Origin of the sequence: Streptomyces xanthii, assembly GCF_014621695.1 — a bacterium.
GTDB lineage: Bacteria > Actinomycetota > Actinomycetes > Streptomycetales > Streptomycetaceae > Streptomyces > Streptomyces xanthii.
Window position 1 is genome coordinate 636,487 of sequence record NZ_CP061281.1, and the last position, 13,731, is coordinate 650,217.

A 13,731-nucleotide genomic window follows, 5' to 3' on the forward strand; every position below is an offset into this window, starting at 1 on the left:
CCGAATCCACAGGTCACCGGGCGGCGCGGCACGCCCTAGCCGAGCACCCGTCCCAGCGCGTCCAGCGCCGATTCCAGTTCCTCGCGCGTGATGGTCAGCGGCGGGGCGATGCGGATGGTCGAGCCGTGCGTGTCCTTGACCAGCACGCCCTCCGCCATGAGGAGTTCGCTGACGTGGCGGCCCGTGCCGAGGGCCGGGTCGATGTCGACGCCCGCCCACAGTCCGCGCGCCCGGAAGCCCGTGACGCCCTTGCCGGTCAGGGCTTCGAGGCCGCTGCGCAGCACCTCGCCCAGGTCGGTGGCGCGGCGCTGGAACTCACCGGTGGCCAGCAGGTCGACGACGGCGGAGCCGACGGCGGCGGACAGCGGGTTCCCGCCGAAGGTCGAGCCGTGCTCGCCGGGCCGCAGCACCCCGAGGACGTCCCGCCCGGCGACGACCGCCGAGACGGGCACGATGCCGCCGCCCAGTGCCTTGCCGAGGAGCAGCATGTCGGGGCGCACGCCCTCGTGGTCGACGGCGAGGGTGCGGCCGGTGCGGCCGAGCCCCGACTGGATCTCGTCGGCGATGAACAGGCAGCCGGCCCGCCGGGTCAGGTCCCGTACGCCGGTGAGGTAGCCGTCGTCGGGGATGACGACGCCGGCCTCGCCCTGGATGGGTTCGAGGAGGACGGCGGCGGTCGTCTCGTCGATCGCCGCTTCGAGGGCCGCGAGGTCGTTGTACGGGACGACGCGGAAGCCGGGCGTGAAGGGGCCGAACCCGGCGCGGGCCGACTCGTCGGTGGAGAAGCTGACGATGGTGGTCGTGCGGCCGTGGAAGTTGCCGTCGGCCACGACGATCGTCGCCCGGTCCGCCGGGACGCCCTTGACCTCGTAGGCCCACTTGCGGGCGACCTTGACGGCGCTCTCGACGGCCTCGGCGCCCGTGTTCATCGGGAGCACCATGTCGAGGCCGGTGAGCCGCGCGAGGCCCTCGGCGAAGCCGGCGAGGCGGTCGTTGTGGAAGGCGCGGGAGGTCAGGGTGAGCTGGTCGAGCTGGCGGTGGGCGGCGTCGATCAGGTCGGGGTGGCGGTGGCCGAAGTTGAGGGCCGAGTACCCGGCGAGCAGGTCGAGGTAGCGGCGGCCCTCGACGTCCTCGACCCAGGTGCCCTCGGCGCGGGCGACGACCACGGGCAGCGGGTGGTAGTTGTGCGCGAGCACGGGCGTCTCGGCGCTGATCAGCTCGGCGGACGAACGCGCGGCCTGGACGGGGGCGAGGGTCATGAACGGATCTCCTGGGTGCAGCACTTGATGCCGCCGCCGGCCTTGTGGAACTCCGACAGGTCGACGGGGACGGGGACGTAACCGCGCTCGGCGAGCCGGTCGACGAGGCCGGTCGCCTGCGGGGCGACGAAGACGTGGCGGCCGTCGGAGACCGAGTTCAGGCCGAAGGCCATGGCGTCGTCGCGGGTGGCGAGGATGGCGTCGGGGAACAGGTGCGCGAGCACCTCGCGGCTGCCGGCGGAGAAGGCCTCCGGGTAGTACGCGATGTTCCCGTCGCCCTCGCGGTCGTTCAGGGCGAACAGGGCGGTGTCCAGGTGGTAGAAGTACGGGTCCACCAGGCGCAGGCCGATGAACGGGACCCCGAAGAACTCCTGCGCCTCGGCGTGCGCTTCCCGTGTCGTGCGGAAGCCGGTGCCCGCGAGGACGTAGCGGCCCACGGGGACGAGGTCGCCCTCGCCCTCGCAGACCGACTCGGGGCGCTGGACGTCGAAGCCGGCGGACTTGAACCAGGTCTCGTACTCAGCGGACTCCGGGCGCCGCTGCTCGGCGTGGAAGTTCGAGCCGAGGACACGGCCGCCGACGACGAGCGCGGAGTTCGCGGCGAACACCATGTCAGGCAGGCCCGGGACCGGCTGCACCGTCTCGACGGTGTGGCCGTGGGCGCGGTACGCCGCGATCAGGTTCTGCCACTGCGCGAGGGCGAGCGCGGTGTCGACCGGCGCGTCCTCACGCATCCACGGGTTGATGGCGTAGCGAACGTCGAAGTATCTGGGTTCGCACACCAGATAGCGCCTGGGCACAGACGGGTACCTCCGCTTCCTGCGGGACGACGACCGGGGTGTCCTCCCAAGGTAGAAAGCGGTGGTCACGCCCGACAAGGACATTTGAATGCGCGCCCCCGCAGGAATGCTGCGTGTTTCCCGTGCTCAGCGCTGGTTTGCTGCGTCGCCGAGGACGGGTTCGGGGGTCAGGTCGGGGGCCGCGTCCCGGGCCCCGGCCTCCGCGCTGTCCGGCAGCAGGTGGGAGAGGACCATGTAGCTGATCGTCTTCCGGATGAACGGCTCGGCCCTGATGCGTTCGAGGACCTCCTCGAAGTGCCCCACGTCCGTGGCCCGGACGTGCAGCAGCGCGTCGGCGCCCCCGGTCACGGTCATGGCGGAGGTGATCTCGGGGTGGTTGCGGACCACCTCCGCGAGGCGCCGGGGCGGGGCCGCGCCGTCGCAGTAGACCTCGACGAACGCCTCGGTGCTCCAGCCGAGCGCGGCGGGCCGGACCGTCGCGGTGTATCCGGTGATGACGTCGTTCTCGCGCAGCCGGTCGGCCCGCCGTTTGACGGCCGTGGCGGACAGACCGATGGCCGCGCCGATCTCCGCGAAACTCGTCCTGGCGTTCGCGATGAGCGCCGCGACGATCTTCCGGTCGAGCTCGTCGAACGCCACGTGCTTGCTGTTCATGCGGGTACGGTACCCAGCGCTCAGCCGCGCGGCGCGGGCCCGGTCGCGTACGCCTGCGGGGGTGCGATCGCCTGGGCGTCCGCGCCCTCGCCGACCCACAGGGTGATGAACAGGGCGGCGGTCGATTCCAGGAGTCCCGCCTGGTCGAGGCCGCCCGCGGAGACGGGGGTGCAGCCCGTGTCGCGCACCAGTTGCCGTACGCGGGCCACGGCCGTGTCGTCGTCACCGCAGACGGGGACGGACAGCGGACGCCCGTCGAAGACCGGTGGCCGCATGCGCCAGACGTCCTCGTGGCAGAGGTTGAACGCCTTGACGACGTGGGCTCCGGGGGCCGCCGCGGCGAGTTGCCGTGCGGCCGACGGGGCTCCGTCGGTCAGCAGGCGGAAGCCGGGGCCGATCGGGTTGGAGCAGTCGAGCAGGGTCCTGCCGTCCAGGGACGCGCGCAGGTCCCGTACGACGTCGGCTCCCGCGCCGAAGGGGAGCGCGGCGAGCACCACGTCCTCGCCGGATGCGGCGGCCTCGCGCAGGCCCGCCGGCTTCGCGCCGCCTCCGACGCGTGCGGCGAGACGCTCGGCCTTGCGCGGGTCCCGTCCGCCGATGGTCACCTCGTGTCCGGCCCGTACCCAGTGGCCGGCGAGCGCGTCGGCCATGTTGCCCGTGCCCAGTACGCCGATTCTCATCATGTGCTCCTTGTCGCGTGCCGCTTCGAACGTTCACCCCGACGCTAGGAGCCGGCTCAGGCACCATTTGGTACGTGACGACCGACGCCTTCCTCGCCGACTGCCGGGCCCGCCTCGCCTTCGACCTGCTCTCCAACACCTGGAACGCGGTGCTGATCTGGGCGCTGCGGGACGGGCCGGTGCGGCCGGTCGAACTGCGCGAGCGGATCGGCGGCATCAGCTCCAAGGTGCTCACGGAGACGCTGCGCCGGCTGCAGTTCAACGGGCTGGTCGAGCGGGAGGTGCTGCCCGGCGCGCCGCCCGGGGTCGAGTACCGGCTCACCGATCTGGGCCGGACCCTGCTCGCTCCGATCGACGCTTTCGGGGCGTGGGCCTTCGCGCACGGGGACGAGGTGATGGCCGCTCAGGAAGCGGCGTGCGCGGACCCGTCGGCGACGGACCCGCGCACGTGAGCGGAGCGGTCAGCCCGAGATCTGCTTCGGGTCGGCGGGCTGCTGCGTCGTGGCGCCGACCCGCTCCTCCTCGGGGACGAACGGGATCTCGCCGCCGAGCACCTTCGTCATGCGGACCTTGTCGAAGACGCCCTCCCACTTCGACACCACGAAGACGGCGACGCAGTTGCCGAGCAGGTTCGTGGCGACGCGCATCGAGTCCATGATGCGGTCGACGCCGAGGAGCAGGGCCACGGCTCCGGCCGGGATGACCCCGAGCGCGGCGGCGGTCGCGGACAGGGCGAGGAAGGCCGAGCCGGGGACGCCCGCCATGCCCTTGCTCGTGAGCATCAACACGAGGACGACCGTGATCTGCTGACCGAGGGTCAGGTCGACGCCGACGGCCTGGGCGATGAACAGGGTGCCGACGGAGAGGTAGATGGAGGCGCCGTCGAGGTTGAAGGAGTAGCCGGTCGGCAGGACGAGCCCCACGGCGTCCTCGCGGCAGCCGGCCTGGCGCAGCTTCTGCATCATGCGCGGCATGACGGATTCGCTGGAGGCGGTGCCGAGCGCGAGCAGCATCTCCTCGCGGGTGTAGCGGACGAACTTCCAGAGGCTGACGCCGGTGAGGGCCTTCAGCGCGACACCGAGGAAGATCAGGAAGGCGAGGGCGACGCCGTAGCAGACGGCGATGAGCTTCCCGTAGGTCGTCATCGCGCTGATGCCGTACTCGCCGACCAGGTGGGCGGTCGCGCCGAACACGGCGAGCGGGGCGAGCTTCATGATGAAGCCGACGATCGCGAAGACGACGTCCTGGGCCTGTTCGATGGCCGGGAGGATCGCGGGGACCCGGGTGCTGCCCAGGTGGAGGAGCGCCGCGCCGACCAGGCAGGCAAGGACCAGTACTTGCAGCAGCGAGTTCTCGGCGAAGGCGCCGATGGCGCTGTCGGGCAGCGAGTGCAGGATGAACTCGCTGGTGGACGGAAGGGATCCGCCGCCCGTCTTGTCGTCGACGGCGGAGGCGTCGAGCGTGGACGGGTCGACGTTCATGCCCGCGCCGGGGCGGAAGACATTGCCGGCGACCAGGCCGACGACGAGGGCGATCGTCGTGGCCGCCTCGAACCAGAGAAGGGCCTTGAGACCGATGCGGCCGAAGGCCTTCAGGTCTCCGGCCTTGGTGATGCCCGCGACGACCACACAGAAGACGAGCGGCGAGATCATCGCCTTGATCAGACGGACGAAGCCGTCGCCGAGGGGTTGGACAGCGGTGCCCGCGTGCGGCCACAGTCGCCCGACCAGGACACCGAGCACAAGGGCTCCGGCGACCTGGGCGAACAGTGACTTCCGCAGGAAACGCGCGATACGTCGGGCCGGGGACGGACCGGTGTTCGACATGTGCGACTCTCCAGATGCGCAAGAACTTCCGAAGTACGGAATACGAATTCCGCTCGGCCGCAACTATGTCGGTGTAACCGTCACGCAGGGAAGAGGTCACCGGACGCTGAGTGAATTTTGGCCCTTGCTCCAGTCGTCGGGTCATCTGAGGCGTCGAGCGACACGCACGCGCCCCGCCCGCAGGATTCCCTCCGGACGGGGCGCCAGGGTGCGGAGTTCATTCCATGGGGTAGATGTCCCCGCTGCGCATCGCGCTCTCCTGCTCGGTGCGGGAGCGGAGCTTGCGGGACTTCTCCTCCAGGCGCTCCCGCTCCTTGGGGTCGCCGGCCCGTTCCGCCGATTCGTGGAGCTTCTCGGCCTTCTCCCGCATGTGCTGGAGGCGCTCGTGGATTTCCTCAGAACTCATGTCGACCTCGCATCGTCGGTAGAGGCCCGTCTGCCCCGGCGGCGCGCGGATACGCGTGCCGCGGACCGCCGCGCCCTGTATCCAGCGTGCGCCGGTGGCGCGGGACGCGCAGCCCGGGAGCCCTCGGAACCGGCCCCACCGGCCTCGCGGGGGCGTAAGTCCGGTCCGTGGTCGCGGTATTGCCCGGCCCAGGTCACCGTGTTAGAAAAACCCGGTGACCAAGCGACGGACCTGCGACGCGACGACCGCACCGGGATCGGTGATGGTCCGTCTGTACGCCGTCCTGTGCCCCGTCATTCCTGAGCCGCACTGGCAGACCGGGCTGTAGATCCGCTCGCTCTCCGGCGGCCGTTTCCCTCTCCCCTGCGATTCCAGGGTGTGTCCGGCCTGCTTTCCTTCGCGCAGGCCGGGGAACCGTGTCCCGGGGAGCGAGTGTGCGCGCGACCCCCTTGTCACTCCGCCTCACCCACTGGAGCCTCTGTGCACTCCGCTGCTTCCGCTTCCCCCGCTCCCGCCCCGTCCCGGCCCTCCCGTTCCTCGTACGACGTCGTGATCGTCGGCGGCGGTCACAACGGTCTGGTGGCCGCCGCCTACCTGGCCCGCGCGGGGCGCAGCGTCCTCGTGCTCGAACGGCAGGACCACGTCGGCGGGGCCGCCGTGTCGGCCCAGGCGTTCAAGGGCCTGGACGCGCGGCTCTCCCGGTACTCGTACCTGGTCAGCCTGCTCCCCCACCGGATCGTCGAGGACCTCGGGCTGCGTTTCCGGACGCGGCAGCGCCGCATCTCCTCGTACACCCCGGCCGTCGTGGACGGACAGCCGACCGGACTGCTCGTGCAGAACGACGAGGCCCGGACCCGCGAGTCGTTCCGGCGGCTCACCGGATCCGACCGGGACTTCGAGGCCTGGCAGCGGTTCTACGGAATGACCGAGCGGGTCGCGCAGCGGGTCTTCCCGACGCTGACCGGGCCGCTGCCCAGCCGCGCCGAGCTGGAGCGGATCGTCGACGACAAGGAGGCGTGGGAGGCGCTGTTCGAGCGTCCGCTGGGCGAGGCGATCGAGGCGCGGTTCGAGAACGACCTGGTGCGGGGCGTCGTCCTCACCGACGCGCTCATCGGCACGTTCACGCACGCCCACGACGAGTCCCTGCTGCAGAACCGCTGCTTCCTCTACCACGTGATCGGCAACGGCACCGGCGACTGGGACGTCCCCGTCGGCGGGATGGGCGCGCTCACCGGGGCGCTCGCGGACGCCGCCCGCGCGGCCGGCGCCGAGATCGTCGTCGGCCACGACGCCCTGGGCATCGACACCGACGGCGCCGACGCCGGCGCCGAGGTCCGCTACCGGTCCCCGGAGACGGAGGGCCGCGTGGCCGCCGGTTCGGTCCTGGCCAACGTCGCCCCCTCCACCCTCGCCCGTCTCCTCGGCGACGCGCCCGACCCGGCCCTGCCCGCCCCGGAGGGCGCGCAGTTGAAGGTCAACATGCTGCTGCGCCGCCTCCCCCGCCTGCGCGACGGCGCCGTGGACCCGAGGGACGCCTTCGCCGGCACGTTCCACATCGCCGAGTCGTACAGCGAACTGGAGGCCGCCTACCGAGAGGCCGCCGCGGGGCGCATCCCGGGCACGGCCCCGTCCGAGATCTACTGCCACTCCCTCACCGACCCGTCGATTCTCGGGCCCGACCTGGTGGACCGCGGGTTCCACACCCTGACCCTGTTCGGCCTGCACATGCCGGCCCGGCTCTTCGCCGGTGACCATGACGCGGCGCGCGAGGCGGCCCTGCGCGCCACGGTGGCCGCGCTGGACGCCGTGCTGGACGAGCCGATCGAGGACTGTCTGGCGGTCGACGCCGACGGCCGCCCCTGTATCGAGGCCAAGACGCCGCTGGATCTGGAGGCGGACCTGGGGCTGCCGTCCGGCCACATCTTCCACCGCGACCTGTCCTTCCCCCACGCCACCGAGGGCACCGGACGCTGGGGCGTGGAGACCGCGCACCCGAACGTCCTGCTGTGCGGGGCGGGCGCCGTCCGCGGCGGCGGGGTCAGCGGCATCCCGGGCCACAACGCGGCCATGTCGCTCCTGGCGGACTGAGCCGCAGGCCCGCAGGTCAGGGAGCCTGGCGCACCGCCCGTCGGGCTCCCGCCGCGCGAAGCAGTGCGGCCGTGCCGGGGTGAGGACCGTGGTCCGCCCAGTCCAAGGGGGCCAGACCCGTGCCCCGGTCCTCGCGCAGGCCGGGGTCGGCGCCGTGCGCCAGCAGGACGCGGACGGTGTCACGGTGCCCCCAGCACGCGGCCGCGCACAGCGGGGTCCCCTCGGACCCGAGTCCGGCGCTCTCCGTGTCGGGGTGCGCGCCGGCCCGCAGCAGCAGCCGGGCCACCTCGGCCTCGCCCTGCACGGCCGCCAGATACAACGGAGTCGTCCCGTCGCCGTTCCGCCGCTCGGGCTGCGCTCCCCCGGCCAACAGGGTCCGCACGCTCGGCGCGTCTCCGGAGAGGATCGCCTCGAACAGGCGGCGGGACAGCTTCTTCTGACGGCGCTCCTTCATAGCCGGTGAGGCTAGCGCCCCCGCCCCGTAAACTCGGCCGAATATTCGGCGAGTTGGCGCGTCGGCACGCCGGCACGTCGGTCGAGGAGCAGGGGCCCATGGAGAGAGCGTCCGAGCCGGAGTCGGCTACGGCTACGGCTACGGCTACGGCTACGGCTACGGCTACGGCTAAAGATCTGAGCCTGCTGCCGGTCGTGGGCGTCCTCATCGTGCTGGCCGCCGTCCTGGAACGCTGCCTGTCAGTCTTCAACGGGCCGGAGACGTACGTCCTGTGCCCGCACGTCCCCCTCCTGTCCGAGCGGCGCGCCCACGAGGCCGCCACGAACAGATGGCTCCTGCTGGCCGGCCTCGTCCTGGCCGTCGCGGCCCTGGTGCTGTCCCGCGTACGCCGCCAACGCGTCGTACCCGTACTGCTGTTGCCCGTGATCCTGCTCTCGGTGGTGCTGGCGGACGGCTACGCGGCGCGCGCGGACGCCGTCGCCCACAAGATCTGGACGACCCAGGGGTGCGACGAACCCACGGCCCTCTACGAGACCTCCCGAGGCTGGTTCGACTGGAGCCCGCTCGGCTGATCGCGCGCCGGCCCCCTCCGCTGCAGCCACAGGCCCACGAGTGCGATGACCACGGTGAATCCCAGGGCCAGCACCGCGTCCTCGCGCGCCTCCGGCAGGGAGATCATCACCGCGTACAGCGCGACGAGCACGATCAGGGTCGCCCAGGTGAGCCACGGGAAGAGCCAGACGCCGGTACCGGCCGCGGGGCGGCGCCCGGCGGTCCGGTCGTGCCGGCCCAGGACGAGATGCGAGGCCGCGATGCCGATCCAGGTGATGTAGACGGTGTCGCCGGTGATGTTCACGAGCCGGGTGAAGGCCGTCGTCGGATGGAACACCTGGAGCAGGAGGCAGAGCACCGCGACCGCGACGGTGAGCAGGATCGCCGTGTACGGCACCCCGCGCCGCGAGACCCGCGCGAGGTACCCCGGGGCGTCGTGGTCCCGGGCCAGCGCGAAGAGCATCCTGGAGCTGGCGTAGAGCTGGGAGTTCATCGTGGACAGCAGGGCGGCGAACAACACGATGTTCAGCACGGTCGACGCACCGTCCAGGCCGAGATGGCTGAGGGTGGCGGCGAACGGGCTCTCGCCGACGGCGGCACTGTTCCACGGCAGGAGCAGGACGACCACGGACAGCGAGCCGAGGTAGAAGACGGTGACGCGGACCAGGATGGTGCGGGTGCTCTTGCGGATGGCGGCCGCGGCGTCCTCGGCCTCGCCCGCGGCGATGGTGACGATCTCGGTGCCGGAGAAGGAGAACATGGCGCCCGAGGTGGCGATGACGACGCCGCTGAGCCCCATCGGCAGGAAGCCGCCGTGGTCCACCAGGTTCCCCGCTCCGGGTGCGGGCGTGCCGGGCAGCAGGCCCGCGACCGCGACGATGCCGACCGCGATGAACAGGGCGATCACCGCGACCTTGATCCAGACGACCCAGAACTCCATCTCGCCGTAGGCGCGTACGGAGGTCAGGTTGACGGCGCTCACGAGGGCGACCACGGCCAGGGCGGTGAGCCAGACCGGCAGGGCCGGCAGCCAGCCGTGCACGATCTGGGCCAGCGCGATCGCCTCGACGCACAGCCCCAGGGGCCAGCCGACCCAGTACAGCCAGCCGCTGGCGAACCCGGCCCAGCGGCCGAACGCCAGCCGGCCGTACACGGCGAAGGCGCCGGTGTCCGGTCGCGGCATCGACATCTCGGCCAGCATGCGCATGATCAGGATGACGACGGCGGCCGTGACGGCGTAGGCGATCAGGATGCCCGGCCCCGCCTGCTGGATGCTCACGCCCGAGCCGACGAAGAGTCCCGCGCCGACCGCACCGCCGATGCTGATCATGGTGATGTGGCGGCCGCGCAGACTCCGCGCCAGGGCCGCAGGTCCGCCGGCCTCGGCGGGGCCGGCCGGCGGCGCGCCCCGGTCCGCCTCGCCGGTCGCGTCCGTACGCTGTGCCACCGTCCCGTTCTCCTCCTTCATGACCGGACCGCCTTCCGCGGCGCGGCCTGCGCCTGCTCCGACAGTGCGCGGAACAGCGGCAGTCGCAGCTCGTCGCACGGGACGAACGCCTCGGGATGCCACTGGACGCCGACGGTCCATGCCGCGTCGTCCCCGGCCTCGACGCTCTCCACGCAGCCGTCGTCGGCGCGGGCCGACACCCGCAGTCCGTCGCCCACCCGGTCGACCGCCTGGTGGTGACCGGACGACACGGGCATCCGGTCGCGCCCGAACACCTCGGCCACCGCGCTGCCGGGCGACAGTGCGACGTCGTGCACGGCCCAGTCGTGGCCCGTGTCCGGCTCGTGCGCGACGGAGGTCTTCGGCAGGTCGAGGTGGAGGGTGCCGCCGCGCAGCACGTTGAGCAGCTGCATGCCGCGGCAGATGCCGAGCAGCGGGCGCCGGGCGTCCAGGGCGTACCGGATCACGGCCGTGTCGAGCCGGTCCTGCGCGGGATTCACGTCGTACAGCGCGGGATGGTCCGGGTCGGCTCCGTACAGGGCCGGGTCGACGTCGCCGCCGCCCGGCACGACGAAGCCGCGACAGGCCGCGAGCTCGGCTTCGAGCGGGCCCCCGTCCTGCGCCGGCCGCAGCAGGACGGGCTCGGCGCCCGCGGCGCGGATCAGGTCGACGATGTCGTCGAAGATGCGGTTGGCCTCGAGAACGCGCTGGTCGGCGCCGGGTGCGGCGGCGTCGCTCAGGCGTACGGGTATCCCGACGAGGGGTGCCGGTGCCGCGGGCTCAGTCGTGCTCATAGGCTCTCCTGCTGATCGCAACTTGCGGTAGAGATGCGAAATCTAGAGGATAGGTTTCATGGACGACAAGGGCTGGGCACAACACATCGCGCCGGTGCGTTCGGCGGGAGCGGCGGAGGCCGTCGCGCGGCGGCTCAACGAGCTGATCGGCGCGCGGATCCTCGTCGGCGGTGATCGCTTCCCGCCGGAGAAGGCCCTTGCCGAGATGTTCGGGGTGGCCGTGATGACGATGCGGCACGCCATGGCGGTGCTGCGGGAGGACGGGCTGATCGAGACCCGGCGCGGACACCGCGCCGGCACGTACGTCGTCCCCGAAGTCCTCACCCGGATCCGGGAGTTGACGGCCCTGCACCCGTACACGCAGGCCGACATCGAGGAGCTCACGGCCTGGCGCATCGCGGTGTCCGGGGAGGCGTCCGCCCGGGCGGCGCGGCGCGCCTCCGAGGCGGGTCTCGCGCGGCTGCGCGAGCTCGAGACGGCGACGGACGAGGCGGTCGCCGACGCGGAGGCCTACCGCACGCTGGACGCGGGGCTCCACCTCCACATCGCCGAACTCTCCGGCTCCCGGCGGCTGATGGAGGCCGAGCAGGGCATCCAGGACGAGCTCACGCGGCTCCTGGCGGAGGATCCGGGCGGGGTGGAGGCCCGCAGCACCCCCGACCAGCTGCACCGGGCCCTCGTGGGGGCGATCGAGCGGAGTGATCCGGTGCGGGCGCGGGAGCAGTTCACGGTGCACGCGGAGGCGACGGCGGACCTGTTCCTGCCGTTCGTCCAATAGGCGGCGGGCCCACGGGGGCGTCGGGATTCGTCTGCGGGTCCGGTGGGGCTTCTCGCGCAGTTCCCCGCGCCCCTGAAATGCATGCCCTTCGGGCGCATTTCCCCGATGTGCCGACGCCCCTGTGGAGATGGCGCACGAAGTGCGCATCTCCACAGGGGCGCGGGGCTGCGTCTATGAGCGGCTCCGCCGCGGGGCGCGACCAGCCCCCACCGGCCCGCGGACGAACGGGCGATGGGGGCTTGCGTCGGGGGTCAGAGGACCTTGGACAGGAAGGACTTGGTGCGGTCGTGCTGGGGGTTGGTCAGCACGTCGCGGGGGTGGCCGGACTCGACGACGACGCCGCCGTCCATGAAGACGAGACTGTCACCGACCTCGCGGGCGAAGCCCATCTCGTGGGTGACGACGATCATCGTCATGCCCGATTCGGCGAGGTCGCGCATGACGTCGAGGACGTCACCCACCAGCTCCGGGTCGAGCGCCGAGGTCGGCTCGTCGAACAGCATCAGCTTGGGATCCATGGCCAGCGCGCGGGCGATCGCCACACGCTGCTGCTGACCGCCCGACAGCTGCGAGGGATAGTTCTTCGCCTTGTCCCCGAGACCGACCCGCTCCAGGAGCTCGCCGGCCCGCTTGCGGGCATCCGCCCTCGACTGCTTCTTGACCTGGACCGGCGCCTCCATGACGTTCTCCAGCGCCGTCATGTGGGGGAAGAGGTTGAACCGCTGGAACACCATGCCGATGTCCCGCCGCTTCAACGCCACCTCCCGGTCGCGCAGCTCGTACAGCTTGTCGCCCTGCTGGCGGTAGCCGACCAGCTCACCGTCCACGTACAGACGGCCGCCGTTGATCTTCTCCAGGTGGTTGATGCAGCGCAGGAACGTGGACTTGCCCGACCCGGACGGGCCGATCAGGCAGAACACCTCACCCTGCTTGACCTCCAGGTCGATGCCCTGCAGGACCTGCACCGCGCCGAAGGACTTGTGGACGCCCTCCGCCTTCACCATCACGTTCACGTCGCCGCTCACGCGCCCACCGCCTTGGACCGGTTCGACAGCGACAGCATGTTCGCCTTCACCTTCTGCCACGGCGTCGCGGGCAGCTGACGGGACGTGCCGCGCGCGTAGTACCGCTCGATGTAGTACTGCCCCACGCTCAGGATCGACGTCATGATCAGGTACCAGGCCGCCGCCGTGAAGTACATCTCCACCGGCGAACCCGACTGCTGACCGATGTCCTGCGCGTAGCGGAACAGCTCGTTGAACTGCACCGCCGCGACCAGCGACGTCGTCTTGAGCATGTTGATGAACTCGTTGCCCGTCGGCGGCACGATCACCCGCATCGCCTGCGGGATCACGATCCGCCGCAGCGTCTTCGAGTGCGACATGCCCAGCGCGTGCGAGGCCTCCGTCTGGCCCTCGTCGACCGACATCAGACCCGCACGGCAGATCTCCGCCATGTACGCGGCCTCGTTCAGCCCCAGACCCAGCAGCGCGGTCAGCAGCGGCGTCATGAACGAGGACCAGTAGTCCTTGTAGATCGGACCGAGGTTGATGTACTCGAAGACCAGGCCCAGGTTGAACCAGATGAACAGCTGGACCAGGACCGGCGTCCCGCGGAAGAACCAGATGTAGAACCAGGCGATCGAGCTGGTCACCGGGTTCTTCGACAGACGCATCACGGCCAGCGTGATACCGCCCACGACACCGATCAGCATCGACAGGACCGTCAGCAGCAGCGTCTTGCCGACACCCGTCAGGATGCGGTCGTCGAAGAAGTACTCCGGGACCGTGCTCCACTGGATCTTGCCCTGCCCGAAGGCATAGATGATCGAACCCAGGAGCGCGAGCGCGACCACCGCGGCCAGGTAACGCCCGTAATGCCGCACCGGAATCGCCCTGAGCGCCTCGGGGACGGTGACGGACGGAGATGCGGAGGACACGGAGGACACCGGGGTGTCTTTCACGGGCTCTTTCTCGGTGAGTTTCTGTTCCAT

General features: G+C 71.3%; 15 protein-coding genes. 4 read left to right on the forward strand and 11 right to left on the reverse strand.

Going from position 1 to position 13,731, the window contains the following annotated elements; all coding sequences use genetic code 11:
- Window positions 1-35: 35 nt before the first annotated feature.
- Genes rocD through IAG42_RS03080 form a run of 4 tightly spaced genes read right to left on the reverse strand, consistent with a single transcriptional unit; the run spans window position 36 to window position 3,393 of the window.
- Complete coding sequence (rocD, locus tag IAG42_RS03065; RefSeq protein WP_188335456.1) at window positions 36-1,259, reverse strand: ornithine--oxo-acid transaminase; 1,224 nt, start codon at window positions 1,257-1,259, stop codon at window positions 36-38.
- Complete coding sequence (gene ddaH, locus IAG42_RS03070) at window positions 1,256-2,143, reverse strand: dimethylargininase (RefSeq protein WP_188335457.1); 888 nt, start codon at window positions 2,141-2,143, stop codon at window positions 1,256-1,258. The genes rocD and ddaH overlap by 4 nt, the downstream gene beginning before the upstream one ends.
- A 42-nt stretch (window positions 2,144-2,185) precedes the next feature.
- The gene (locus IAG42_RS03075; protein ID WP_188335458.1) at window positions 2,186-2,713 is read right to left on the reverse strand and encodes an Lrp/AsnC family transcriptional regulator; all 528 of its coding nucleotides are present in this window, start codon (window positions 2,711-2,713) and stop codon (window positions 2,186-2,188) included.
- A 20-nt stretch (window positions 2,714-2,733) separates the two neighbouring features.
- Entirely contained in the window at window positions 2,734-3,393 is a 660-nt protein-coding gene (locus IAG42_RS03080) for an NADPH-dependent F420 reductase (protein WP_188335459.1), read from the reverse strand.
- Window positions 3,394-3,467: 74 nt separating this feature from the next.
- Between IAG42_RS03080 and IAG42_RS03085 the strand changes: the two genes are divergently transcribed.
- Entirely contained in the window at window positions 3,468-3,845 is a 378-nt protein-coding gene (locus IAG42_RS03085) for a winged helix-turn-helix transcriptional regulator (RefSeq protein WP_188335460.1), read from the forward strand.
- Window positions 3,846-3,854: 9 nt separating this feature from the next.
- Here IAG42_RS03085 and IAG42_RS03090 read toward each other — a convergent pair whose 3' ends face one another.
- Together IAG42_RS03090 and IAG42_RS03095 are read right to left on the reverse strand one after the other, a co-directional pair.
- Window positions 3,855-5,219, reverse strand: coding sequence for a cation:dicarboxylate symporter family transporter (locus tag IAG42_RS03090; RefSeq protein WP_188335461.1), 1,365 nt, complete (start codon window positions 5,217-5,219; stop codon window positions 3,855-3,857).
- 217 nt (window positions 5,220-5,436) lie between these two features.
- Window positions 5,437-5,625 (reverse strand): DUF6381 family protein, encoded by a 189-nt coding sequence (locus IAG42_RS03095; protein ID WP_188335462.1) that lies wholly within the window; start codon window positions 5,623-5,625, stop codon window positions 5,437-5,439.
- A 480-nt stretch (window positions 5,626-6,105) separates the two neighbouring features.
- Between IAG42_RS03095 and IAG42_RS03100 the strand changes: the two genes are divergently transcribed.
- Window positions 6,106-7,713 (forward strand): phytoene desaturase family protein, encoded by a 1,608-nt coding sequence (locus tag IAG42_RS03100; protein ID WP_188335463.1) that lies wholly within the window; start codon window positions 6,106-6,108, stop codon window positions 7,711-7,713.
- A 16-nt stretch (window positions 7,714-7,729) separates the two neighbouring features.
- Here the strand turns inward: IAG42_RS03100 and IAG42_RS03105 are convergent, their stop codons facing one another.
- Complete coding sequence (locus IAG42_RS03105; protein WP_188335464.1) at window positions 7,730-8,167, reverse strand: ankyrin repeat domain-containing protein; 438 nt, start codon at window positions 8,165-8,167, stop codon at window positions 7,730-7,732.
- A gap of 194 nt (window positions 8,168-8,361) precedes the next feature.
- On the opposite strand from IAG42_RS03105, the gene IAG42_RS03110 reads away from it, so the two are divergent.
- A complete protein-coding gene (locus IAG42_RS03110; protein ID WP_188335465.1) occupies window positions 8,362-8,739 on the forward strand; it encodes a hypothetical protein in 378 nt (125 codons plus the stop codon).
- Here the strand turns inward: IAG42_RS03110 and IAG42_RS03115 are convergent.
- Entirely contained in the window at window positions 8,694-10,166 is a 1,473-nt protein-coding gene (locus IAG42_RS03115) for an amino acid permease (protein WP_188335466.1), read from the reverse strand. The two genes, IAG42_RS03110 and IAG42_RS03115, sit on opposite strands and share 46 nt — an antisense overlap.
- Window positions 10,167-10,183: 17 nt before the next feature.
- Window positions 10,184-10,960, reverse strand: coding sequence for a gamma-glutamyl-gamma-aminobutyrate hydrolase family protein (locus IAG42_RS03120; RefSeq protein ID WP_188335467.1), 777 nt, complete (start codon window positions 10,958-10,960; stop codon window positions 10,184-10,186).
- 58 nt (window positions 10,961-11,018) lie between these two features.
- On the opposite strand from IAG42_RS03120, the gene IAG42_RS03125 reads away from it, so the two are divergent.
- Window positions 11,019-11,738, forward strand: a complete 720-nt coding sequence (locus IAG42_RS03125; protein WP_188335468.1) for a FadR/GntR family transcriptional regulator — start codon at window positions 11,019-11,021, stop codon at window positions 11,736-11,738.
- Between the two features lie 251 nt (window positions 11,739-11,989).
- Here IAG42_RS03125 and IAG42_RS03130 read toward each other — a convergent pair whose 3' ends face one another.
- A complete protein-coding gene (locus IAG42_RS03130) occupies window positions 11,990-12,751 on the reverse strand; it encodes an amino acid ABC transporter ATP-binding protein (RefSeq protein WP_317453357.1) in 762 nt (253 codons plus the stop codon).
- Between the two features lie 8 nt (window positions 12,752-12,759).
- Window positions 12,760-13,731 carry an amino acid ABC transporter permease gene (locus IAG42_RS03135; RefSeq protein WP_223205834.1) on the reverse strand — a complete coding sequence of 324 codons (972 nt, stop codon included), beginning with the start codon at window positions 13,729-13,731 and terminating at the stop codon, window positions 12,760-12,762.